The sequence below is a fragment of the Dialister succinatiphilus YIT 11850 genome, from assembly GCF_000242435.1.
Lineage (GTDB): Bacteria > Bacillota > Negativicutes > Veillonellales > Dialisteraceae > Dialister > Dialister succinatiphilus.
The window spans coordinates 805,512-829,979 of the sequence record NZ_JH591187.1; the positions used below are offsets into that span (position 1 = coordinate 805,512).

A 24,468-nucleotide genomic window follows, 5' to 3' on the forward strand; every position below is an offset into this window, starting at 1 on the left:
GCTGCGCCGGACTTCTCCACGGGAAAGCGTGTCACACGATTCTCAGGTCGCTTCGCTTCCTTACGAATCGTGTTCCCTTGCCACCCCTATTCAGGGGGCAGAATAAAGCTCTGAAAAGCAGTTCTTTCATAAGCAGCTCACAGCATAGCGGAGCTTTATAGTGCCCCCTGAACAGGGGGAAAGGTGGTGGCGCCAGCCACCAAAGGGGGAATGCATTTCCTCGCCCGCAGGGCGGTTGTTAAGGTTTTATACAAACTGGCGCCTTCTATAATTTAGAGGCGCCCTACAACAACCCTCGCGCCAAAGGCGCGTCAAACTTAAGCCCCTTAAGAACCTTCGGCCCGAAGGGCCGTCAACCCTCAAGCCCCATAGGGGCTTGCCCATAAAGCGCCGCAGGCGTGTCCTATTTCATCATTTTAGCTATATCTTCAAAAAATTTATTCTTCTGACGATAGCCGATGATTCTTCCCAGTTCTTTTCCGTCTTTATAGAAAATGAAGGTGGGAATCCCCTCCGGGGCAAAGCGGGCTGCCAGGTCTTCTGCTTCATCTACATCGATGTGGCAGAGGCGGACTTCTCCCTTGAATTCTTCTTCCACTCCCTTGAATGCAGGGGCCATGACCTGACAGGGGCGGCACCAGGAAGCGCCCAGTTCCAGAAGAACAAAGCCTTTTTTGTCTATGAATTCTTTATCCAGGTCAGCGTCATTTCTAATTTCTGTGATCATATTGTCTCCTTTACAGGGATAGAATGGTATAAGTTTCGCGGCTGAAATGGGGTTCCCCGGTAATACGAATGTCCCGAAGCACCGTTTTCTGGAGTACGTCCCAGAAGGGGGCCGATTCCAGCACTTTTTTCACGTCCGTAGAGCAGCGGATTTCCAGGTCTCTCTGGAAAGGGCCTTTCCGTCTTCTGTTTTCCAGATCTTCCAATATCCTGTCTGCCGCCGCCCGGGCAGAGAGAATGCGGCCGGTGCCTTTGCAGAGGGGGCAGGTGTTGTAGTAGTACTGCCACAGCCTTTTGGTGGTCCTTTTTCTTGTCATTTCTACAAGGCCCAGGGACGTCATGCCGCACACCACGGTTTTCACATGGTCATCTCTGACTTCCTGCCGCAGGATGCGGAGAAGCTTTTCTTTTTCTTCCTTTTTCTCCATATCGATGAAATCAATCATAATGATGCCGCCGATGCCGCGAAGGCGGATCTGCCTTGCGATTTCCCGGGCCGCATCCTTATTGATGAGGAAGGCCAGCTGGTCATGAGGAATTCCTTTACCCCGGAAAGACCCGGAGTTTACGTCAATCACCGTAAGGGCTTCCGTATAGTCAATGACAAGAGAGCCGCCGGTGGGAAGGGGCACAGTCCTGTCGAAGAGGGCTTCTATCTGTCCATCCACTTTAAATGATTTGAAAAGGCTTTCTCTCTCATCGTAAAAGAGAATCCGGTCTTTGGAAATATCCTTTTCCTCTTCGGCCATGGTAATGAGCCGCTGCCACACGTTTCTGTCATCCACCAGGATTCGTTCCACACCGCCGGTGAGGTAGTCACGCAGGCTTTTCACCGCCAGGTCTCCGTCCCGGTAAAGAAGGGCCGGTCCCTTTTCAATGGCTCCCCGTTTCATGACCACTTCCATTATACGGGTAAGGGACGTCAGGTCTTTTTTGAAATCTTCCTCCTCCGCCGTTTCAGCGGCGGTGCGAACAATGAGACCCATGGCGCCTCCGCAGATGGCTTTCGCCTGGCTTCTGAGGAAGTTCCTCTTTTTTTCATCAGTAATTTTTTTTGAAATCCCGATATAGGAGGAGCCGTAGAGAGCAACGGCATATCTTCCGGCAAAGCTGATTTTCTCCGTCACCAGAGGACCCTTTGTTTCGGTGCTGTCTTTTTCCACCTGCACCAGGAGAGTGCTGCCTTCGGTGTGGGCAGCGCCAGGCAAAGTGTCCCGGGTTCTGAGGAAGGCGTTTCGTCCGATGCCTATATCCAGAAACATGCCGTTTAATGAAGGGACCACATTTTTTATGACCCCCTTGTACACCCGGCCTACAATATCTTCTTCCCCCGCTCTTTCCACGAAGAGATCGGAAAGAATATCATCATCAAGGCACGCAAGCACCGTCTGGTCCGGTCTTACGTGGAGAAGAAGCTGTTTCATTTCATTGTCCTTTCAATAACCCCTGGAAAACGCCTTGATCCGAAAGGGTAAGCCGTTTCCCATCCAGCCGCCGGTAGGTGCCGGTGCGGGAGCAGATAAATTCCCCTTCCGTCCAGGGCATGTGGAAGGATTCAGCCAGCATTTTCCATATATCCTTGGGCTGAACGGTACCTGTATTGCTCCGGATGAGAGAGAAGGTCAGATAGGCCCTGTCTTTGGTAAAGGTTACTTTCATGGGTTCTAAAATCATGGGCTTCACGTCCATTTCCCGCACCTTTTTCGGAGTCACCCTTTTGTAAAGGAAGGAGGAAAGATGATTGAATTCTTCGAGGGCCGCCCTGGCCTCTGCAAAATCCTTCTCCCCTGCCCCCTCCTTCACGGGGCCTTCCATTTCATAGGCATCTTCGTTGAAAACTGCCACAAACTTGGGCCAGTTCTTTTCTGCTTCCACAATAGAATGGATGGTAATCCCCCGGGGAAGCTGGCGGGAAAGCCGTTTCCTCACTTCTTCCGTGGACATGTCCTCTTCCAGTTTGATTTCCAGATACAAAGGATCTGCGGTGACACCTACACCTAAGGCGGAGTCCAGGGAAAGCTTCATATGAGGATTGAACCCTTCGGAAAAAGCAACCGGGATTTCAGAACGCATGACTGCTCTTTCCATGGTGCGCAGGAAATCCAGATGGCCCAGGAAACGGAGTTCCTCACCTTTCGTGATAGATAAAAACAGTCTTTTCATGTGCATTCTCCTCTTTATGATCGATTGGTTTCACATCCAGTACCGGGCATACGGCACAGCCGTTGCAGGACAGGTGGCGGCAGTCATGGGTCAGTACGCCCCGCTGGGCCAGACGCCATTCTTTTCTCAGGTAGTCCTTGTTTACGCCGCAGTCGATATGGTCCCAGGGTTCCGCTTCATACTCGTCCCGTTTTCGGGAAGCGTAAAGGTCAGGGTCCACGCCGCATTCCTCAAACGCATCCATCCAGCGGTCATAATCGAAAAATTCAGTCCAGCTGTCATACTTGCAGCCCTTTTCCCAGGCCTTCAGAATAACTTTGGAAAGCTGACGGTCTCCCCGGGCCAGCACGGCTTCCAGACGGCCGGTCTTGGCGTCATGGTAGGCAAATTTAATATGCCGGTCTGTGAAAAGGCTCTTCAGGTACTGCTGTTTCCTTTCGATTTCTTCCACACTGCACTGGGCCATCCACTGGAAAGGAGTGAAAGGCTTAGGAACGAAGCTGGCCACACTGACAGTGATGCGGCAGTCGTTCCTGCCGCGGATGGTATGGTAGAGCTCTTTGATACGCATAGCCAGGTCTGCAATGCCCTTCAGGTCTTCATCAGTTTCTGTGGGAAGACCCATCATGAAATAAAGCTTCACCTTGCTCCAGCCGTTTTTGAAAGCGTTAGCGCAGGCGCCCATAATATCTTCTTCCGTGACACCTTTATTAATCACATCTCGGAGACGCTGGGTGCCTGCTTCGGGAGCCAGGGTAAGGCCGCTCTTTCTGACCTGCTGGATTTTCTTGGCAATATCGATGGAGAAGGAGTCCACCCGTAGGGAGGGAAGACTTACGGACACCCGGCGGTTCTTAAAGGTCTCCAAAAGATGGTCCACCAGTTCCGGCAGGCAGGAATAGTCAGCGGAAGAAAGGGACATAAGGGAAATTTCATTGTACCCCGTATTCCGGATCAGGGTATCGGCGATTTCCTGCAGTTTCTTTTCGCTCTTTTCCCGCACCGGACGGTAAATCATGCCGGCCTGGCAGAAACGGCAGCCTCTGCTGCAGCCCCGGAACATTTCCAGCACCGCCCTGTCATGAACGATTTCAATGTGGGGCAGAATGGGCTTGTCGTCCACCTTCACTTTGTCAAAATCGGGAATCAGTCTTTTTTCCACAGGGAACTGGACCGCCTCGTCAGTGGGAGCAATGGAGCGGAAAATGCCGTTTTCATAGTAGGACACCTTGTAGAGGGAAGGCGCATAGCAGCCTCTGATGGAAGCCATGCGGCGGATGATTTCCTTCCTGCCTCCCGGTTTCCCTTCCTTCTTCCAGGCTTTGACAATATCTGCCATTTCGCCGATAGCTTCTTCCGATTCGCCGATAAAGAACACATCGAAGAAATCGGCCACCGGTTCTGCATTGTACACGCAGGGACCGCCGGAAACAACGATAGGATCCTCATCGCTCCGGTCTTTGGAGAGGAGCGGAATACCGGAAAGGTCCAGCATATTCAGGATATTGGTATAGCACATTTCAAAGGGCATGGTGAACCCCAGCACGTCGAAGTCTTTCACAGGGCATTTGGATTCCAGAGTATAGAGGGGAATATGTTTTTCCCGCATGAGGGCTTCCATATCCACCCAGGGCGCATAGACCCTTTCCGCCAGCGTGTCGTCTCTTGCGTTCAGCACGCTGTAAATAATTTTCAGCCCCAGATGGCTCATGGCCACTTCATAGACATCGGGGAAAGCCAGGGCCACTTTCACATCTACGCTGTCATGGTCCTTTACCACGCTGTTCCATTCGCCGCCGATATAGCGGGCAGGCTTCTGGATATGCATCAGCCATACGGGATCAATTTTTACAGGATTCATATTCACTCCTAATCAAACATCAGTTTTTTACGCCGCACATAAATATTCATCAAAAGTCCTACACAGAGGAGATTCATCAAAAGGGCACTGCCGCCGTAACTCATGAAAGGCAGCGGAATACCGGTGACCGGCATAATGCCCAGGGTCATTCCCACATTGATAAAAATCTGGAAAAGCCACATGGAAAAAATGCCACAGGCCAGAAGACTTCCGAAGGCATCGCCGGAAGAACGGGAAATCATAAGAGCCCGATAGAGCAGGATAAAGTAGAGGAAAAGCACGAAAATAGCCCCTACAAACCCCAGTTCCTCGCCGATAACGGAAAAGATGAAATCCGTATGGTTTTCAGGGAGGAAATTCAGCTGGCTCTGGGTGCCTGCGAAAAGTCCCTGGCCGATGAAACCGCCGCTTCCGATAGAAATCTTGGACTGGATCACGTGATAGCCGGAGCCATAGGGATCCACCGAAGGATTGAAAAGTACAAGAATGCGCATTTTCTGGTAGCTGTGCAGTACAAAGAACCAGATCAGCGGGAATATGGCCACAAAGGCGATGAAAGCCTTCTTCACCAGGGACATATTAAGGCCGCAGATATAAAGCATGCCGAAGGTAATAGCGCCGAAAACCAGACTGGTACCCAGATCAGGCTGGATAAAAATCAGAAGGGTAGGAAGCGCCATGAGCCCCGCCACAGGAAGAAGGCTCTTCCAGGTGCGGTAACCCTTTTTATTATTGGACAAAAGCCGGGCCAGGCAGATAATCATAATAATTTTTGCAAATTCCGAAGGCTGCAGGGTGAAAGGCCCTATCTGGATCCACCTCTGAGCCCCCAGGGCGCTGGTACCTGCAAATTTTACCACCAGCAGCATCACCGCATTCACCACATAAAGGGCCGGCACGAAGCGGTACAGTTTCCTGTAGTCAAAATAGAGGGATCCTCCTGCCACGGCAAGGCCCAGAAGGAGGAACACCCCCTGCTTGATGACGAAATCAAACTGTCCCGGATGGCCCGGCACATTGGCATGGGTGGCGCTGGCAATGATGAGAAGGGATACCACCGCCAGCCCCAGCACAGTCATGAGGAGGCTGCTGTCAATCCTCCTCCAGTAACGAATCAGATTCATAGTCTCTCATCTCCTCCGCCGCCACTTATAAGCGCTGCTGGAAGAGTGCCAGGAAAGACCGGCCCTTTCAGTTCTCTTATTTCTATCATTTTCTCTTTCTGTTTCTTCCTCATTCTCCCTGTCCGAAAGACGCAGGGAACTCAACCACCGGGCAGCGGGAATATCCTTATCCTTCAGAAGGCAGCGGAGCACATCATAGAGGGCGCGGCCATAGGCACTCTTTTCCCTGAATTCCGCAATCTCTCCCCTGTTTCCCAGGCGGTCTGCCATGATGGAATAGGGAATCACTCCGCCGAAGGATTCTTCGTCCAGCGTATCATAGACTTCCTGGAAAGAAAGTCCGCTTCCTTCCTTTGCGGTGAAACGGTTCAGTACGTATTTCCAGATCTTTCCCTTTCCGATAAGAGGCAGCAGGCGGTCCGCATTCCTTCTGGAAGACCAGGACGGCGCCACCAGAAGAATCACCCTGTCTGACAGGCGGAACGCCGTTTCCACACCCTTTCCCATACCCGCAGGGCAGTCGATGAATATGAAGTCATAAAGGCGGTGGATATCGTCCATCACCGTGTCCATGGCTGCAGGAAATACGGTTTCCCAGGATTCCTTCTGGGACGCCGGCAGGAAATCGAGATGGTCCGTCACCGGAAGCACCGCATCCTCCAGGAAGCATTTTCCCTCTGCCAGGTCGCAGATATTATAAAAGCAGTCATTTTCCAATCCCAGTATAAGATCCATGTTTCGAAGACCCATATCACCGTCTATGAGAAGTACCTTCTTCCCCAGCCTGGAAAGAGTGATGCCAAGAGAAGCAGTAATCAGGGTCTTTCCTACCCCGCCTTTGCCGGAAGCTGTAGACACAATGACTGCCATCAGTGGTTACCTCCATTTTTGTCTTTCTTTTCGTCCTTGTTTTTTCCCGGTGCATAATCGCCTAAATGGAAATAGGCATTCATGATCTGTTTCACCACCGGGGCCGCTGACTCGGAACCGAAGCCTGAATGCTCGAACATGCAGAGCACCACGATTTCCGGTTTGTCGAAAGGCCCATAAGCTACGAACCAGCCATTATCAAGGCCGTTCGTCTCGGCGGTACCCGACTTGCCAGCCATGGCTATGGGATAATTGGCAAAAAGGGCGCCACCGGTGCCGTTTTTCGTCATAACCAGGCGCAGAGCCTGGTGAAGATCATCCAGGGTAGCTTTGGATACCGGCAGGGTGCCCAGCTTTTCCGGCGAATATATCTTAAGAGGGCTGCCGTCCAGCTTGTCGATGCGGTTCACCAGATAGGGTTTGTACCGGAAGCCGCCGTTGGCAATGGAAGAATAAACCATGGCCATCTGGATAGGCGTGGTCAGAGTAAAACTCTGGCCGATAGCGGCATCCATGGTTTCCCCGAGATACCAGTCCTGCTTGAATACTTTGCGCTTGTACTCCTCACTGGCCACATTGCCTTCCGCTTCCCCTGCCAGGTCGATGCCTGTAGGTTTCCCCAGGCCATACTCGCCGGCCATGGCAGAAATACGGTCGATGCCAAGGCGCCGTCCCATTTCATAGAAATAGACATTATCCGATTTTTCCACAGCTTCATAGAAATTGATCCAGCCGAAAGCCTCGCCTTCGGAGTTTCTCTTATCTACCAGCCAGTGCTTGCCGGAGTCAAAAATTCTCTCCTCCGGCGTGGTGACCTTGGCTTCCAGAGCAGCGGAACCTGTAATCACTTTGAACAGGGAGCCCGGAGGATACATGGCTGCAATGGTCCTGTTCTGCATGGGATGGTTCTTGTTGTTGATAATCTTGTTCCACTCATCCGCCGTAATACCCTTGCTGAAATGGTTGGGATCATAACTTGGCCAGCTTGCCATAGCCAGCACCGCCCCCGTATTGGGGTCGATGGCTACAGCGGAAGCGCCGGTGGGGAAAACGCCGGAATGAGCCAGCGTCCTCACCTGGGTTTCCATGGCATCTTCCGCCGCCTTCTGCAGGTTCGCATCCAGGGTGAGACGCACATTGTTGCCGGAAACGGCAGGCGTCCCTTCCACATAGCGCACCGGCTGGCCGGACGCATTGACTTCCACCGTCTTGGAACCGTTCTTTCCTTCCAGGAACTTGTTGTACTGCCTTTCCAGACCTGAACGGCCCACCAGGGTAGCCGTCTTGTAAGGATTCCCCTCGGCATCCCGGTCGTCCGGTCCCGCCTCTCCTACATAGCCCAGCACCTGGGCCCCTGCGGCGCCCAGCGGATACACGCGGAGCGGATTCACTTCGATTTCAATGCCCGGGAAATCATCCTTCTTTTCTTCGATCTGGGTTGCCACATCAATACCCACATCGTTAGCCAGATAAATGGCACCAAAAGCCAGCTTATTATCATCGATTTTCTTTTTAATATCCTCCGGCTTCACCTTCAGAAGAGCGGCCAGACGGTCCAGCTCCTCATCGGAAAGGGTATTCTTCTTCCTTTCCACCGGCATGATGACGCTGTAGGCAGGTCTTGAGCCTGCCATAATGACACCATTCCTGTCATACATGACACCCCGGGCCGCCTGCTGGGGCAGATGGCGGATACGGTTGCCGTCGGCCTCTTCCTTATAATAATTGCCTTCCACCACCTGCATCCAGAACAGGCGGGCGCTCAGGATGAGAAGAAGGATCATGGCCGCATAAATCATACGGCCATACCGCGACTCTTCCCGATTCTTCACCAGCGAATCCAGGATGGAAGGAATACGTTTCTTCACCAACGGGGTTCCTCCTCCCGTTTCAGCATCCAGATGAGAGGATGCAAAGCAAGAGCACATCCCCCATTCATCAGAACCAGGGGAATGCCCAGATAGACGAAATAAAAGAGGGAGGGATACCGACTGCCGGCCCATCCCATGATGACACTGGAAAAACAGACATAAATGACAGAAGCCAGAAGCACCGACAGCAGAGACACATACCAGTGCCGGTTATACCGATCTCTGCCGAATTTCAGAAAAAGCAGAGTAATCACCAGGTAGGGAAGAAGATGGAGACCAAAGAAATTACTGGTCACAATATCCTGCAGAAATCCCCCGGCTCCCGCCAGGATAAGCGCCGATTTCCTGTCCAGAATCACCGCGGACAGAGCAATCACCGTGAGCCATAAATCAGGCTGCATGATACCGTTGAAAAGGAAAGGCAGAAAAGAGGACTGCAGAAGAAATATAACAGCGCTTAAAACCACAAGGCTGTAGGTACTCATCATTTATCACCTGCCTGCTGCTTGTTCGGATTCATAGGCGGTTCGATCTTCGGCGGCTTTACCGTAATGCTTTCAGGGCTTGTCTTCTGGATATGATCGGTAATAACGAAAACTTCTTCCAAATGGGAGAAATCGGCTGCCGGCCGGATCTGGGCGGACTGGGTGCCGCCCTCGGCATCCACATCCACCTGCTCCACCGTGCCGATGACCATACCCTTGGGGTACACGCCGCCGTAGCCCGATGAAACGATAATATCCCCCTTAATCACATCCGCTTCCTTGGGGAGAGATACCAGGGAAAGGTAACCCGGATTGCCGCTGTTGCCGCTCACCATGGAAACCACCCGGGAAGCAGGCCGCTGCACAATGCCTCCGATTGTAGTCCGTGGATCCAGAAGAAGCTGCACCCTGGCTGAATTCAGGTATACCTCACTTACAAAGCCTACAATGCCCGAGGGCACAATGACAGGCATGTATTTCTTCAGACCGCTGTCCTCGCCCCGGTCAATGACCATAGTATGGGTCCAGCCGCCGTAATCCCTTTCAATCACAGAAGCGCCCAGCATATGGTAGCTGGTATAGCCCTGCTTGAACTGCAAAAGACTCCTTAAGCGGATATTTTCCGCCAGGATTTCACTGTAATGATCCTGCTCAGACTTAAGACTTTCATTTTCCTTACGGAGCTCATCCAGTTCCTTCCAGTTCGAAAACACCTGACGGAACAAACCGATGCCGTTCTCCCCCAGCCAGGCAGCCCGGGATACACCGTACTCAAAAGGAGCAGCTCCTACCGACAAAGGCTGGGACACGAATGGAATATACTCCCTGTGCCGCCAGAACCATCCGCAGCCGCCAAGGAAAGCCAAAAGCAGAACAATACTTAACATCTTTTTCTTACTGAAGAATATCAAAATCAAGCTCCCCCAAAGTATTTATCACCATTTTCAATGAGCAGGGAATGGTCCTTGTCCATCATGCACGCCGCAAAACAGCCCTTTGCAATCACCGATGCCGGATCTGCCGGAATGGTGACAGGCATATGAAGACTCTCGGACAGCCAGTCCCTAAGACCGTCAAGAAGGGCACCGCCACCGGAAAGGAGCATGCCGTTCTTCAGGAAATCATCAGCCATCTCCGGCGTAGCCCGGCTCATGACCCGCCGGATCAGAAGAAGCACCGGCTCCATAATGCGCTGCATGACAGAACTCATTTCAGCCACTGAAAGCTCCACCACCACTTCTACGCCGTCGGCATGGCGCCTTCCGCGCACCGTGAAAGCACGGTCGCTTCCCGTGCCCGTCATGGAAAGAATCTCGCTCTTCAGCTTCTCCGCCTGCTCCAGGCCGATCATCATGCTGTATCGGTCCTGGATATGACGGCAGATAGCCCGGTCAATATCATGACCGCCAAAAGAAATCCCTTCCTGGGCCAGAATACCGCCGCAGCCGTAAATGCCCACGTCTGATACATCCCTCCCTATGACCAGGGACAGCGTAGAAGAAGGCACCTGAAGATCCCGTCCCGCACCAATAGCAGCAGCTGCCGGCGAAGGAATGAGATACACCCCCTGGGCCCCTGCATGAATAAGCGCATCCACCAGGGCATGCCGGGTAACTGAGGAAATTTCGGCAGGAATAGCCACCATCAGACTGGGCCTGGAAACAGACCGCCTGAGAGACTTGTTCAAAAAGAAACGAAGCATGGACTTGGTCATATCATAATCAGCAATGACCCCGTTCCTCACCGGCCACTCCAGCGTGTAATTCTCCGGTTCCTTATGATAAATAATCAGCGCCTCCGTGCCAAAACCAAGCACCTGGCCGCTGATATTATCCACCACCGCCGTAGAAGCCTCTTCCAGGAGCACCTTGTCTCTCTGATATATACGAACCTGGGAAGATCCCATATCGAGCCCCAGGCAATTTAACATTGCAGAAAACATACTCATGCATACCGCCTTTTCCAATGGATTCGTATTATTATACCATGGATGGGGCGTGTAAAACAGGGAAAAATGACAGGTCACCGGGGCCTGGAAGTTCTGAAAAGAAAAAGAGTTTCAAGTTCTACGACTCCATGGCATTGGCTTTTCCTCTGACCGTCTTCTCGCTCAAGTAGTCGGCAGTGTCTTTGAAGCATGAGTTTACAGCCCCCGCCGCCAGGAGCATCAACCGTTCCCCTTTCCCCGAATTTCATGTACAACGCCCCATACCAGGCCGCCTGTTTGGCAAAAAAGGGGCTGCGAAAAAATGATCGAACATTTTTTCACAGCCCCTTTTGATTTCACAACTTTACCAGAAATAAACCAGAGCAAAAGCTGCCACAAAGAAACGGTAAATGGCAAAGCCCGTCAGGGTGGAAGTATTCAGGAACTTCAGAAACCAGAGGATGGAAGCATAGGCCACCACGAAGGCAGTGACAAAGCCCACCGCCAGCACGCCCAGGTCACTGACCGAGAGACTTCCGATAACTTTAAGGAGGTCATAGAAGCAGGCCAGGAACATGAGAGGTACTGCCATAATGAAAGTAAAGTCGGCGCCTGCTTTTCGGGAAATGCCCAGAAGAAGACTGCCTGCAATAGTACTGCCGCTCCGGGAAAAGCCGGGCCACAGGGAGAGGCATTGGAAGAGACCGATAATAAAAGACTGTTTCGTGGAAATCTTATCCACATCGGTCACAGCAAATTCCTTTCCCTTTCTTGCCTTTTCCGCCACAATCATGAAAATGCCTCCCAGTACCAGGCCGATGATAACGGTGGTTGGGCTGAAGAGACGGTGCTTGATGAAGCCGTGGAAAAGAAGACCCATGAGGCAGGCCGGGAACATGGCAATGCAGATATTAAATACAGAAGGCCCTTTCCGGCGGAACCAGTGATGGGTATTCAGAATATAGGTAAATTTTTCATGATACACCACCAGCACCGAAAGGATGGCGCCCAGCTGGATAAATACATCAAAAAGGTCTGCCAGGGTTCCTTCAAAGCCCAGCATATGGCCCACAATAATCATATGACCTGTAGAAGAAACAGGAATATATTCCGTAAGCCCTTCTACAATGCCCACAACTAAAGCACAGAAATATTCGTACACTCTAACACCTCAAACGGTTCATTACTTCGTGGGATTCATGGCATTCACAATGCCTTCCACCTTATTCTTTGAAAAATTAATAATCAGTACATCACTTTTCCCTTTGGAAAAATAAATGTAAGACGTCTTCGGCTCGCTGCCGGACACATTCATTTCTACCCGGTGCGGCTTCCCGTAAAGCAGATCCACCGTAGACACATCATCCCCCAGAGACAAACCCCGGGAAGTGACCATTCGGTTATCCGTGAGAAAGAGGGCGGAAATCAGAGAACTCTTCACCGTAAGGCGCACTGCATAACCCGGGAAATAAAGGATTTCCTCCTTGGGATTAGCCATCTTCTTCTCCCATTCCTCAAAAGGATGAGCCTGGAAAGTACTTCCCAGCTCATAGCCAGCCACCTTGAAATCACGGTCTCCCAGGTACAGGGGACCTTCGCCGCTGTCATAGGAAACATCTCCCCTTTTCACTGGAGAAGTGAGCGACGCAAGACGAATGGAAGACACCTTGTCACCGGTGAGAGTCACATCCATTTCCTGCAGGCCTGAACCATAGCGGAAATGAAAAGATTTTCCCCTGCCGTCCCAAAGAACCATAAGGGGCCTGCCATAAGCACGAAGCACATCCTCCCGGCTGCTGCCCACGCCAATCCCCCGGGGCGTCTTTGCGCCTGCACCGGACACATCAATTTCCGATATTCCTTTTCCGGGAAACTTGAAATCCTCCGGCAGATCTACGCGGTGGGAATAGGAAAGAAGAAAAGGCGCTGTCCTCTTTACCGTCATATCTTTAAAGATATAAGAATCCCTGGTATTCTCATGGATGACCTTTTCCGCCGTCCCTCGAGAAGAAAGAGAAGAAATAGAATCTCCCAGAGACACACCGCCCACAGAAAAATCGAAGGCAGAAAGCGTCTTTCCGGAAATCGGGAAAAGGCTATGGGCCTCTCCCCCCTGCTTCTTCTCTGCAGAGTGATTCACGCCGGCCCCTGCCGTCTGATCAGAAACGGCAGCTGCCGCATGGGACCCCTCGGCATAAACAGAAAAACCAAAGGCACTGCAGGCAGAAACACAAATGGCCAGCAGCGCCGCCTTCATTCTATATTTCATGGGCAGTCTCCTTAACAAAATGCAAAAGTACCTGGACGTAAGGGTACTAGTTTATTATGAAGGTGTAAACCTCTTCTGTCAAGGGGGCGGAAAGCCCCGAAGGGCCTACCCATAACCACAGGCCGCATCCCCTGCAATGACATAGAGGCAGGCAGCAGGCGGTCATTTGGTCAATTCCCGTGAAAATGAATGTATACAAAAAAGGCTGTGAAAAAATGTAAACCATTTTTCACAGCCCCTCTTCTTTAATTCTTTCTATACTTATCTACAAAATGACCGATTCGTTTCAGCGCTTCCGCCAGATTTTCCCGGCTGGCAGCGTAGGAAATACGAATGTGGTTCTTTCCCTGAGGACCAAAGCAGGACCCCGGCACTACCCCTACCTTTTCTTCCTTCAGCAGGCGGTCGGCGAATTCTTCGTCATCCATGCCGGTGATGCTGATATCGGGGAAAATGTAGAAGGCCCCTTTGGGCTTGAACACGGAAAGGCCGATTTTCTTCAGTCCTTCGTAGACCATTTCCCTGCGGGCGGCGTATTCATCATACATGGCCTTTACATCGTCATCGCAGTACTTGAGAGCTGCGATAGCACCATACTGGCTGGTGACGCTGGCGCAGAGGATTTCATACTGGTGGACTTTGTAAATCTGCTCCATGATTTCACGGGGTCCGCAGATATAGCCGATGCGAAGGCCCGTCATGGCATAGGATTTGGAGAATCCATTCATGGTGAGGGTTCTTTCCTTCATGCCCGGCAGCGATGCAAAGCAGGTATGGGTGCCTTCATAGGTAAGATCGCAGTAGATTTCATCGGAAATCACCACCAGGTCATGCTTTTGGGCAAAGTCGGCGATTTTTTCCAGAGACCCTCTGTCCATGACAGTGCCGGTGGGGTTATTGGGGTAGCCAATAAGGATAGCCTTGGTCTGGGGAGTCACTTTCTTTTCCAGTTCTTCCACAGTGAGTTTGAATTCATCTTCAGCCCTGGTAGGCACCAGCACCGGTTTGCCCCGGGCGATGGATACGCAGGCAGGGTAAGCCAGGTAAGCGGGATCCGGAATGAGTACTTCGTCTCCCGGATTGAGGAGGGTGGTCATGACGACGCCGATGGCTTCGGAAACGCCTACAGTCACCATGATTTCATCCACCGGATCATAATCCACATGGTATCGGTTATGGAAAAGTTTTGCAATTTCCTGGCGCAGCGGGAGAAGCCCCCAGTTGGACGTATAGGAGGTTTCTTTCCGTTTCAGGCTTTCCATGCAGGCATCAATCACCTTATCCGGAGCCGAATAGTCCGGTTCCCCTACACCCAGGGAAATCACGTCCTTCATGGAGCTGGCCAGATCGAAAAATTTACGAATACCGGAAAAAGGCACCGCTTTAATATTGGATGCCACTTTTTCATCCCAATTCATTCTATATAATCTCCTTCAATATGAAATATGGAAAGGCGCCTTACTTCGTTTCCGCCACTTTCTTTCCCAGTTCCTCGCACTTCTTAAGCGACGGCTCATCGGGATAGCCGTAAGCCAGAAGAGGCTGGGCCGGGAAAGAAGCGCCGGCAAAATGGAGTTCATTGTACCAGGAATTGAGCCAGGCTCCCCGGCTCCATCCGCAGGAACCGAAAATACCCATGATTTTCCCCTTCAAATAGGGCTTCAGTTTATTACAGAAAGGTTTCATCTGGGCCTCTTCAATGACCTCGACTCCCCAGGCGCTGCAGCCCAGGATAATATGATGGTAGGTGTTTCCGATTTCCACAGGATCCACATCGGAAACCGGTGCCAGAAGCACTTCGGCGCCGGTGCTTTTGGCGCCCACTGCCACAGCCTCTGCCATGGCTTCCGTATTTCCTGTGGCAGAGTAGTAAATCACAGCCACTTTTTCTGACATAATGGCCTCCTTTATACTAACAGGGTTTTAAGGCTTCACAGCCTTCTTCCCCTAAAAAAAGAAGCGTCCTTAAAAAAGAACGCTCTTCTTATCTCTGAAATTATGCCTTAGCTACAGTTTCGCCCAGTTTCTTGCATGCTTCCAGTGCATCGTCATCAGGATAGCTGTATGCTTTGACGGGGTCAGCAGCCAGTTTGATGCCTGCTTCGTCAAAACGTTTCTTCCAGTTTTCGATCCAGTCGCCCTGGTTCCATGCATAGGAACCGAAGATGGCTACCACTTTGCCCTTGAGCTGAGGAAGCAGTTCTTCGAAGAACGGTTCGAATTCATATTCTTCCAGTTCTTCATTTCCCATAGCCGGGCAGCCGAGAATAATGTGGTCATAGGCAGCTACATCGGAAGCGGTGGTGTCGCTGACGAAGGAAAGAGTAGTTTCTGCGCCTGCAGCCTTTGCACCTTCTTCTACAGCCTGAGCCATAGCTTCTGTGTTACCGGAACCGGACCAATATACAATTGCAACTTTTGCCATTTAAAATTCCTCCTATCAATATCTAATTGATAAAATGCCTTACTCTTCTATCTTACTGATTCCAGAGCTCCTTGTCAATTTCTAAAAACAATTAATCCCATTCAGTCAGGGATGTGCCTTTTTTAGAAAGATCCAGGAGCGTCACCTTTTTCGGAAATTTCCGTTTCGAAACCATTTTCCTTACGTCTTCCGTAATGTCTGCCCTGTCGCCGTCGGTGTTGAAGATGCCCAGAGTTGTGAAATAACCATCGCACTGGAGAATGATGGTATAAGCTTCATTGTATGTAATACCCTGCTCCGTGGTCTTCACCTTCACGAAGCCCTCCCATCTGGGGTGCCTGCTGTCATTGATTTTCTGCAGGGGCGACGGGCCTTCGAAGACGGCACCCTGTTGAGTCAGCTGCCGGTTCAGCCATGCTGCCATGATGTCCATCTGGGCTTCCGGCTTATCGTCCTTGTGTTTGAATTCCCCGATGTCCTGCAGAAAAGGGATTCCTGCTTCATGGGACATGGCCCATCCGTAGGAAAAGTCAGGGCCCTTCTTCCAGGTCATGGTGTAATACTGGCTGTTAGACATGCCTTTCCGGATGAAGAAGCGCTTCGTGCCGCCGTCCTTCATGAAAGGCAGGGCATTCTGGGCGCCTTCGGTGAAAGTTATGTTTTTCGGAACGTCCATGGTGCCGATGCCCGAAAGACTGAGCTTATCCGCTGCAGAAACCTCCAAGGCGCCGGCAAAGATCAGGAATGCTGCCATGAAGGCCGCCAAAGATGCTCTCTTCATGGATTACGCCTTTGCCTGTTTCTTCTGCAGTTTGGCCCAGGTATCGCGGAGACCTACGATGCGGTTGCACACCAGATGATCTTTGGTGGTGTCCTGGTCAATGATGAAATAGCCTTTCCGGAGGAACTGGAAGCGGCTGCCTACAGGGTATTCCTTAATGGCCGGTTCCGCTTTGCTCTTCATGACAGTAAGGGAGTTGGTATTCACCTTTTCCATGAAGTCCCTGCCGTCTTCCTTGTCATCCGGGGAAATGAGATAGTCGTAGAGCCTTGTTTCCACATCCACCGCCGTGTCGGCGCATACCCAGTGAAGAGTGCCCTTCACCTTGCGGTCGGCGCCGGGTGTGCCGCTTCTGGTATCAAAGTCCACGGTGCAGTGGATTTCTGTAATATTTCCTTCCCCGTCCTTCACTACATCTTCGCATTTCACAATGTAGGCGCCTTTGAGACGGACTTCCTTTCCCGGGGTCATGCGGAAGAATTTATGGACCGGATGCTCCATGAAATCTTCTCTTTCGATGTACAGATTCCGTCCGAAAGGAACCTGGCGGGTACCCATGGATTCATCTTCCGGATTATTTTCCAGGGTCATGTATTCGATCTTATCTTCCGGATAGTTGGTAAGCACTACCTTCACCGGATCGATGACTGCCATAATGCGGGGTGCCTTGGCCTTCAGATCTTCCCGGATGCAGTATTCCAGAAGGGAAACATCCACCAGGTTGTCTGCCTTGGCCACGCCGATGAGATCGCAGAAATGACGGAGAGATTCCGGAGTGTATCCTCTTCTTCTGATACCGCAGATGGTGGGCATACGGGGATCATCCCAGCCGGACACCAGACCGGCCTCCACCATTTTACGGAGCTTTCTCTTACTGGTTATCATGGTGGTCACATTCAGGCGGGCAAACTCGATCTGCCGCGGCTTTTCCTTGCCGTCAAAGGCCTGGAGGCACCAGTTGTAAAGAGGTCTTCTTTCTTCAAATTCCAGGGTGCAGATGGAATGGGTAATGCCTTCCAGGGCATCAGAGAGAGGGTGAGCAAAATCATAAAGTGGATAAATGCACCATTTGTCTCCCGTCCTGTGGTGGGTGGCGTGAAGGATGCGGTAAATAACAGGGTCCCTCATGACAAGGTTCGGAGAAGCCATGTCAATCTTGGCACGGAGGCATTTTTCTCCATCCTTGTACTTGCCTTCCTTCATTTCCTGGAAAAGCTTCAGGTTTTCTTCTACGGAACGGTTTCTCCAGGGGCTTTCCTTCCCCGGATGTTCCAGATCGCCGCGGGTATTATGGATTTCCTCACTGCTCTGATCATCTACATAAGCCAGCCCCATGCGGATGAGCTTGCAGGCAAACTCATAGAGTTCCGGGAAATAGTCGGAAGCAAAATGCACCGGTTCCTTCCATTTGAATCCCAGCCACTTTACATCTTCCAGAATGGAATCCACAAACTCCTGATTTTCCTTCGTGGGGTTCGTATCATCGAAACGAACATTGGTGGCGCCATGATACTTTTCACCAAGCCCAAAATTCAGGCAGATACTCTTGACATGACCGATATGAAGATAGCCGTTCGGTTCCGGCGGGAAACGGGTGAGCACCCTTCCATTGGCATAGACATGATTGGCTATGTCTTTATTGATTTCCGCTTCAATAAAGTTAGCGGCTTCTCTTTTTTCTTCCATAGTAATCTCCTCCATTCATTTGAATCACGGATATTTGTTTTATTATACAATATCTGCCGCTTCTTTTCTATTTCCGCCGATAAAAGCGCATCAAAAAAGACCGGGCAGCCGGTCTTTTTACATTCCTTATTTCACTGTATTCTTCAGAGTGCCGATGGGATCGATGGTGATTTCTACCACATCCCCCTTTTTCAGGAACTGCGGCGGATTCTGTCCCATACCTACTCCCTGGGGCGTACCGGTGGCAATCACATCGCCGGGAAGCAGCGTCATGCCGTCGGAAAGAACCTCGATAAGCCGGGGAATGGAGAAAATCAAATCATTGGTAGACCCCTCCTGGCGGAGATGACCGTTTACCTTCGTGTAAATAGTAAAGGGCACAGGCCAGTCCCCCACCATCACCGTAGGCCCCATGGGGCAGAAAGTATCCAGACTCTTCCCCTTGAACCACTGCACGTGCTTTCTCTGCAGATCCCGAGCTGTCACATCGTTGATAATGGTGTAGCCATACACATACTTCATGGCATCCTCTGCAGCCACATTAGTGCACCGCTTGCCGATAATGACGCCCAGCTCCCCTTCATAATCCACTTCCTTCGTCGCAGCCGGATGACTGTCGATTTCCTCCTCAGGACCGATGACAGATGTGGTGGCCTTCGTAAAGAAAATAGGAACAGCAGGATTCTTCGCATTGGCATTCTGATCAAATTCCTTCACATGGGCCTGGTAATTCTTGCCCACGCACAGAATATTGCGCCGAGGATAAAAAGGCACCTCCAGCCGCACATCCTTCAGAGAAAGAGGCTCGATGGATTTATCCTTCTCATTCATTTCCAAAGCCCTGGCCAGATTCAAAAGCCCCTCCTCGCCGGACTCGATAAACTCCTCCATAGTCTCCCCCAAAGGAATGAAATAAGTCTCCTCCAGATCCTCAGCGGAATAAATGGAAACTCCATCAGAAGCCAGCACGCCCCACTGGCGCTGGCCGTTGTAATTATAAGAAACAAGTCTCTGCATGGTATACCTTCTTTCTATTGGTGATTATGGACATTATATCATGAACAGGAGATGGTTCAAAGAGTTCATTGGCCCCCTTTGCGCTGAGGGCTGCGCCTTTGCATCAAAAGGATGCGGCTTCGCCGCAGATTATGGTAAGCTGCCAGCTGCTATAACCTGCGGCCGCTCCGCGTCCCCCACCACAAAGAACCCCGGTACCTTCCCATCCCCTATGCCCAATGAGTTCGGTGTCTGCATGGTCTACGGCCGCTGCTGTACCGAAGTACGACGGCGCGCGCCATACACGAGTCTCCCGTCATTTCTGCATATGTGGAGCTGATTTAGAGTCCTGGGTTCATTGTGTAGTTCATATCTTTTATCCTTTTTTGCCAAATTGGATGGAAGGAAACAAGGGGATCCCCGCGTGTCTGAAATACCCTTCCCTGCCGGACCTAGGATTGGCAGGAAAGCCTGTGCCTTCAGAATTGCTTTATAAACTTGTTCCTTCTACTAATATAATAGAAAAAATCGCTTTTATGTGAACGTGGAAAATAAAAAAATTAATTTTTTCTTCATTTTACGGAATATGCAAAAGAAATGCAATCATCAATTGGACACACCTGCGGTGTGAGGGTACAGAGGGTTCGCCCCTCACTCTTATTGTCCCACCGCTTGCGGTGGCAAGGGAACTGGATTCGCAAGGAGCCGTAGGCAACTGAGAATCCAGTGACACGCTTCCCAGCGGGGCGGGAAGGTGGTACGCAGTACCAAAGGGGGCCGAGACCGCCGGTCTCAGAAGGTTCAGAGGGAAAGGTTCTTAAGATGGATGGGCCTTCGGCCCAAGGGTTCTTAAGTTTGACGGGGCCTTTGGCCCCGAGGGTTGTGGATTGCCCTGCGGGCAATGCTTATAAAGTCAGCGTTACGGGATTGGCTGTCTGTGTCATATGTAACACAATATCCAGTGCCACCTATTTTCTCGTTTCCCCTTGAGGTGGCAAAGGAACTGGATTTGTAAGAGAGCGAAGCGACCTGAAAATCCAGTGACATGCTTCCCACCGGGGCGAAGTCCCGCGAAGCGGGAAAGGGTGTACGGGGCAGAGCACCGATAGGATGCTCCATCGCGGTCCTGACCGCCAATCGGCGGCCCCCTGAGCAAAGCGATGCATAGCAAACACATTTTGCACTAGCGAACTGGATTTGTAAAGGAGCATCAGCGACCTGAAAATCCGGTGAGTCAGTGACAGCAGCGGTTGATGGAGCGCTAGCGACGCGCAAAATGTGTTCGCTGTGCACGCCGTCAGGCGACGGAGGAACAGCATCAGTTCTACTACTCAAAATACGGACCTATCCTCAGGGCTTCGCCCATATAAAATATAGTACTTCCTTCAGCTTCCCCCATACTGCCTTCCGGTGTGTTTTTTGCACACTCCCTCTTGAGCTTGTTGGGCAAAGATCCGGCACATACCTCCCAGTCCCCAGAATTCCTGCACGCCTTACCTTGTCCATCATGTTCCCTCCGCCTTTTTGTAAGCTAGAGTCTTTTGCTTTTGTTGACATATTATTTTTTAATATATCCAGGTTAACCGGAGAGAGTCAATATAAACATGTATTCAACAGAAAAAGGACTTTGCACTCGTAAGTGCCAAAGTCCTTTTTCTGGGTTTCATAGGGCGCTACAGTGATGAATGAATTCACAGCCCTTAAATTACTGATTTTCAAATTTCTCTATTTCTTCCATCAAGGCAGGAATCAGTTCTTCTTCCGGCACGCTCCTCAGGATTTTTCCTTTTCTGAAGAGGAGGCCGCTGCCTTTTCCACCGGCTATGCCGAAGTCTGCTTCTCTGGCTTCGCCGGGACCATTGACAGCGCAGCCCATGACAGCTACGCGGATGGGTTTCTTGAATTTCTGGATTTTCTCTTCCACTTCCTGAGCCATATGGATGAGATCCACCTGGGTGCGGCCGCAGGTGGGGCAGGAGACGAGGACGGGGCCGTACTGCTGCATGCCCACGGAGCTCAGGATCTCTCTGGCAGCTTTTACTTCTTTCAACGGGTCATCGGTGAGGGAGACACGGATGGTATCGCCAATGCCGTCCAGAAGGAGGCTGCCGATGCCGATGGCCGATTTAATGGTGCCGCGATAGAGGGTCCCTGCTTCGGTGACGCCCAGATGAAGGGGATAGTTCACCTGTTCATGAAGGAGGCGGTTGGCCTTCACCATCATGGGAACGTCAGTGGATTTGACGGAAATGACGATATCGTGGAAGTTTTCTTCTTCCAGGATTTTCACATGTTCCATGGCGCCGGCCACCATGCCTTCCGCCGTGGGATGGCCGCCGTATGCGTCGAGAATGTGCTGAGGCAGGGAGCCGGCGTTAATACCGATGCGGATGGGAATCTGTTTTTCCCTGGCCATGTCCACCACTTTCACTACATTGTCCCGGCTGCCGATGTTTCCCGGGTTAATACGGAGGGCATCAATGCCCTGTTCCATGGCGGTCAGGGCAAGGCGGTAGTCGAAATGGATATCCGCCACCAGCGGCACGTCCACTTTTTCCCGAAGGGCCCCCAGGGATTCGGCGGCCTTTCTATCGGGCACCGCCACCCGGACAATGTCGGCGCCCGCTTTGTGGAGGGCATTGATCTGGGCTGCCGCATATTCTGTATCCACAGGGCTGAAGGTACTCATGGACTGAATGGCAATGGGCGCGCCGCCGCCTATGGCAACGGTGCCTACATGGATCTGTCTGGTTTTTTCCATTTTATCACCTGATTGTTTGGATAAATAACGTATTCATGGACACCTCTTTGATGTGAGGGTTCTTAAGATTGACCGGCCGTTGGCCGAAGGGTTCGTAAGTTTGACGGCCTTTCAGGCCGAGGGTTGCGGTAGCGGCTTCGCCGCAGATAAAAAAGGTTAAGGCTGGTGCCGCAGGTTGTGTAGAAGGGTTGTGTGATCGCCATGGGGCCACTCTGTGGCCCGGGTCCAGAAGGTTCCAAGGGTAGGTGCCTGCTCCGCCCTTGCACACGCCTGCGGCGTGAAGTTCTTAAGATTGACCGGCCTCACGGCTGGAGGGTTCGTAAGTTTGACGGCCTTATTTCATCAGTCCCTGAATATCATTGCTCATGGCGAAGAGGAAGAGTCCCAGAAGAATGGTGACTCCTACGGCCTGTATGTAGTAGAGCGCTTTTTCCGGAAGTTCTCTTCCGCTCACGCCCTCGATAAGAGTCAGGATGAGGACGCCTCCGTCCAGAAGGGGTATGGGGAGAAGGTTCAGGAAGCCCAGGTTCAGGCTGAGGAGGGCGATGAAGAGAAGGAGGGAGAGAAAGCCGGTGTCAGCTACCTGGGCGCTCATGCGGGCGACGCCGATGGGGCCGGCTACGTCTGCTTCGTGGCCGGAAATCATATCGACGAGACCGGTGACCATCATTTTAAGTAGGAAGAGGCAGCGCTCTCCGCCCATAAGGAAGGCCTCTCCCAAGCCTACGTCATGGTGTTCCAGGTAGGGAGAAATGCCGATGATGGGCCGACCATTGTCACCGTCTGTCATCATGATGGTGAGGGTTTTCTCTTCTCCTTCATGGCTCACGGTGACGGGGACGATACGGGTGTCCAGGGTTTTTGTGATTTTTCCGATGTCCGTCCAGGTATCCACTTTCCGGCCGGCCACGGTGAGGATGGTATCCCCCTTCTCTATGCCCTGCTTTTCTGCAGAGGTGCCGGAGAGGACGCCGCCTACGACGGGAAGGTCCGGGAATGTCTGATATCCTGCGTAGAGAAAGGCGCCAGCAAAGATGAAAAAGGCAAGAAGCACATTAAAAACGGAGCCTGCCGCAATGACAAGCAGTCTGGCCCAGACGGGACGGTTCACGAAGGCCCGGGGGTCATCGTTTTTATCACTGCTGTCCATGCCGGCGATGCGGTTGAATCCTCCCAGGGGGATGGACCGAAGGGAATAAAGGGTTTCTCCCCTTTTTATACCGCCCAGTTTGGGTCCAAAGCCTACGGCAAATTCTTCTACTTTCATGCCGGTGAACTTGGCCATCAGGAAATGGCCGCCTTCATGGATAAGGACGATCACTGCAAAAACGAAAATGGGAGCCAGAATATTGACTAACATGGAGCGATCCTCCGGATTTCACTTTCTGCCAGAGCTCTTGCCAGCCGGTCTGCTTCCATAATGTCCTCATAGGAGTGAATTTCACGGGAGATAAACCTAGAAAGGGTTTCTTCCACCACGTCATAAATGGAAAGGAATGAAATACGGCCGGCGATGAAGGCGCGGATAGCTTCTTCATTGGCTGCGTTGAAGGCGGTGCCTGCGGTGCCTCCTTGTTTCCCGGCTTCATAGGCCATTTTCAGGGAGCGGAAAACTTCCAGGTCCGGCTTTTCAATAATAATGGAGGCTATGTCCCGCCAGTTGACGTACTGCCTCGAAGGGGAAGGCAGTCTTTCCGGATAGGTCAGGGCGAACTGGATAGGCAGACGCATGTCGGGATTTCCTATCTGGGCCATAATGGAGCCGTCATCATATTCTACCATGGAGTGGATCAGGCTCTGGGGCTGGACGATCACTTCAATATCATCGTAGTCCACGTTGAAGAGCCAGTGGGCTTCGATGACTTCCAGGCCCTTGTTGAACATGGTGGCCGAATCCAGGGTCACTTTCATGCCCATGTTCCAGGTAGGATGCTTCATAGCATCGGCCAGAGTCACCTTTTTCAGTTCTTCCCTTGTTTTCCCCCGAAAGGGACCGCCGGAGGCGGTGAGGAGAAGTTTATGGATATGCTTTCTGTCCTGTCCCAGCATGCACTGGAAAATGGCGCTGTGCTCGCTGTCCACGGGACGGATGAGGACATGGTGCTTTCTTGCTTCCGCCAGCACCAGACTGCCGCCGGCCACCAGGGTTTCCTTATTGGCCAGAGCCAGTTCCTTTTCTGCTCCAATAGCAGCCAGAGTGGGGGCCAGTCCTGCAATGCCCACCACTGCCACCAGCACCAGATCTACGTCATCCCGAAGGGCGGCTTCAGTAAGGCCCTCCTGCCCGATGATCACTTCAGCCGGTCCTGTATAGAGAGATTTGAATTCCCTGCCCGCTTCTTCATCACAGACTACGACAGCGGCAGGATGAAATTCTTCTGCCTGCCGGAGAAGCTTTTCCACGCTTTTGTTAGCGCAGAGCACCCGGGCATGGAAAAGGTCCGGATGAGAGCGGATCACGTCCAGCGTCTGGGTACCGATGGAACCGGTAGAACCTAATACTGCAATTTCCTTCATAAAAAC

Annotated in this window: 21 protein-coding genes; all 21 read right to left on the bottom strand. The window is 51.7% G+C overall.

The window, feature by feature from the left end:
- Nucleotides 1-403: 403 nt before the first annotated feature.
- Entirely contained in the window at nucleotides 404-727 is a 324-nt protein-coding gene (locus HMPREF9453_RS03545) for a thioredoxin family protein (protein WP_008859200.1), read from the bottom strand.
- 10 nt (nucleotides 728-737) lie between these two features.
- Complete coding sequence (locus HMPREF9453_RS03550) at nucleotides 738-2,150, bottom strand: Rne/Rng family ribonuclease (RefSeq protein WP_008859201.1); 1,413 nt, start codon at nucleotides 2,148-2,150, stop codon at nucleotides 738-740.
- A gap of 1 nt (nucleotide 2,151) precedes the next feature.
- Entirely contained in the window at nucleotides 2,152-2,889 is a 738-nt protein-coding gene (locus HMPREF9453_RS03555; RefSeq protein ID WP_008859202.1) for a TIGR03936 family radical SAM-associated protein, read from the bottom strand.
- The gene (locus tag HMPREF9453_RS03560) at nucleotides 2,855-4,750 is read right to left on the bottom strand and encodes a TIGR03960 family B12-binding radical SAM protein (RefSeq protein ID WP_008859203.1); all 1,896 of its coding nucleotides are present in this window, start codon (nucleotides 4,748-4,750) and stop codon (nucleotides 2,855-2,857) included. The genes HMPREF9453_RS03555 and HMPREF9453_RS03560 overlap by 35 nt, the downstream gene beginning before the upstream one ends.
- Nucleotides 4,751-4,758: 8 nt before the next feature.
- Nucleotides 4,759-5,874, bottom strand: coding sequence for a rod shape-determining protein RodA (gene rodA, locus HMPREF9453_RS03565; RefSeq protein ID WP_008859204.1), 1,116 nt, complete (start codon nucleotides 5,872-5,874; stop codon nucleotides 4,759-4,761).
- Between the two features lie 6 nt (nucleotides 5,875-5,880).
- Entirely contained in the window at nucleotides 5,881-6,744 is an 864-nt protein-coding gene (locus tag HMPREF9453_RS03570) for an AAA family ATPase (RefSeq protein ID WP_008859205.1), read from the bottom strand.
- On the bottom strand, nucleotides 6,744-8,612 hold the full coding sequence (gene mrdA / locus HMPREF9453_RS03575) for a penicillin-binding protein 2 (RefSeq protein ID WP_008859206.1): 1,869 nt from the start codon (nucleotides 8,610-8,612) through the stop codon (nucleotides 6,744-6,746). Before mrdA ends, HMPREF9453_RS03570 begins: the two co-directional genes overlap by 1 nt.
- Nucleotides 8,609-9,103: a rod shape-determining protein MreD gene (gene mreD, locus HMPREF9453_RS03580; protein WP_008859207.1), complete on the bottom strand. Its 495-nt coding sequence runs from the start codon at nucleotides 9,101-9,103 to the stop codon at nucleotides 8,609-8,611. Before mreD ends, mrdA begins: the two co-directional genes overlap by 4 nt.
- On the bottom strand, nucleotides 9,100-9,987 hold the full coding sequence (gene mreC / locus HMPREF9453_RS03585) for a rod shape-determining protein MreC (RefSeq protein WP_040379870.1): 888 nt from the start codon (nucleotides 9,985-9,987) through the stop codon (nucleotides 9,100-9,102). Before mreC ends, mreD begins: the two co-directional genes overlap by 4 nt.
- Before the next feature lie 26 nt (nucleotides 9,988-10,013).
- Nucleotides 10,014-11,030 carry a rod shape-determining protein gene (locus HMPREF9453_RS03590; RefSeq protein ID WP_232217313.1) on the bottom strand — a complete coding sequence of 339 codons (1,017 nt, stop codon included), beginning with the start codon at nucleotides 11,028-11,030 and terminating at the stop codon, nucleotides 10,014-10,016.
- A 361-nt stretch (nucleotides 11,031-11,391) separates the two neighbouring features.
- Nucleotides 11,392-12,189: an undecaprenyl-diphosphate phosphatase gene (locus tag HMPREF9453_RS03595; RefSeq protein ID WP_008859210.1), complete on the bottom strand. Its 798-nt coding sequence runs from the start codon at nucleotides 12,187-12,189 to the stop codon at nucleotides 11,392-11,394.
- Nucleotides 12,190-12,210: 21 nt separating this feature from the next.
- On the bottom strand, nucleotides 12,211-13,296 hold the full coding sequence (locus HMPREF9453_RS03600) for a hypothetical protein (RefSeq protein ID WP_008859211.1): 1,086 nt from the start codon (nucleotides 13,294-13,296) through the stop codon (nucleotides 12,211-12,213).
- 245 nt (nucleotides 13,297-13,541) lie between these two features.
- On the bottom strand, nucleotides 13,542-14,714 hold the full coding sequence (locus tag HMPREF9453_RS03605; protein WP_008859212.1) for a pyridoxal phosphate-dependent aminotransferase: 1,173 nt from the start codon (nucleotides 14,712-14,714) through the stop codon (nucleotides 13,542-13,544).
- Between the two features lie 40 nt (nucleotides 14,715-14,754).
- The gene (locus HMPREF9453_RS03610) at nucleotides 14,755-15,192 is read right to left on the bottom strand and encodes a flavodoxin domain-containing protein (protein ID WP_008859213.1); all 438 of its coding nucleotides are present in this window, start codon (nucleotides 15,190-15,192) and stop codon (nucleotides 14,755-14,757) included.
- Between the two features lie 100 nt (nucleotides 15,193-15,292).
- Entirely contained in the window at nucleotides 15,293-15,721 is a 429-nt protein-coding gene (locus tag HMPREF9453_RS03615) for a flavodoxin (protein ID WP_008859214.1), read from the bottom strand.
- Nucleotides 15,722-15,812: 91 nt separating this feature from the next.
- The gene (locus tag HMPREF9453_RS03620) at nucleotides 15,813-16,502 is read right to left on the bottom strand and encodes a hypothetical protein (RefSeq protein ID WP_008859215.1); all 690 of its coding nucleotides are present in this window, start codon (nucleotides 16,500-16,502) and stop codon (nucleotides 15,813-15,815) included.
- 3 nt (nucleotides 16,503-16,505) lie between these two features.
- The gene (locus HMPREF9453_RS03625; protein WP_008859216.1) at nucleotides 16,506-18,188 is read right to left on the bottom strand and encodes a glutamine--tRNA ligase/YqeY domain fusion protein; all 1,683 of its coding nucleotides are present in this window, start codon (nucleotides 18,186-18,188) and stop codon (nucleotides 16,506-16,508) included.
- A gap of 126 nt (nucleotides 18,189-18,314) precedes the next feature.
- On the bottom strand, nucleotides 18,315-19,205 hold the full coding sequence (locus tag HMPREF9453_RS03630) for a fumarylacetoacetate hydrolase family protein (RefSeq protein ID WP_008859217.1): 891 nt from the start codon (nucleotides 19,203-19,205) through the stop codon (nucleotides 18,315-18,317).
- Between the two features lie 1,684 nt (nucleotides 19,206-20,889).
- Nucleotides 20,890-21,945, bottom strand: coding sequence for a flavodoxin-dependent (E)-4-hydroxy-3-methylbut-2-enyl-diphosphate synthase (gene ispG / locus HMPREF9453_RS03635; protein WP_008859218.1), 1,056 nt, complete (start codon nucleotides 21,943-21,945; stop codon nucleotides 20,890-20,892).
- 334 nt (nucleotides 21,946-22,279) lie between these two features.
- On the bottom strand, nucleotides 22,280-23,305 hold the full coding sequence (gene rseP, locus HMPREF9453_RS03640; protein ID WP_008859219.1) for an RIP metalloprotease RseP: 1,026 nt from the start codon (nucleotides 23,303-23,305) through the stop codon (nucleotides 22,280-22,282).
- A complete protein-coding gene (locus tag HMPREF9453_RS03645) occupies nucleotides 23,299-24,462 on the bottom strand; it encodes a 1-deoxy-D-xylulose-5-phosphate reductoisomerase (protein ID WP_008859220.1) in 1,164 nt (387 codons plus the stop codon). The genes rseP and HMPREF9453_RS03645 overlap by 7 nt, the downstream gene beginning before the upstream one ends.
- Nucleotides 24,463-24,468 lie beyond the last annotated feature (6 nt).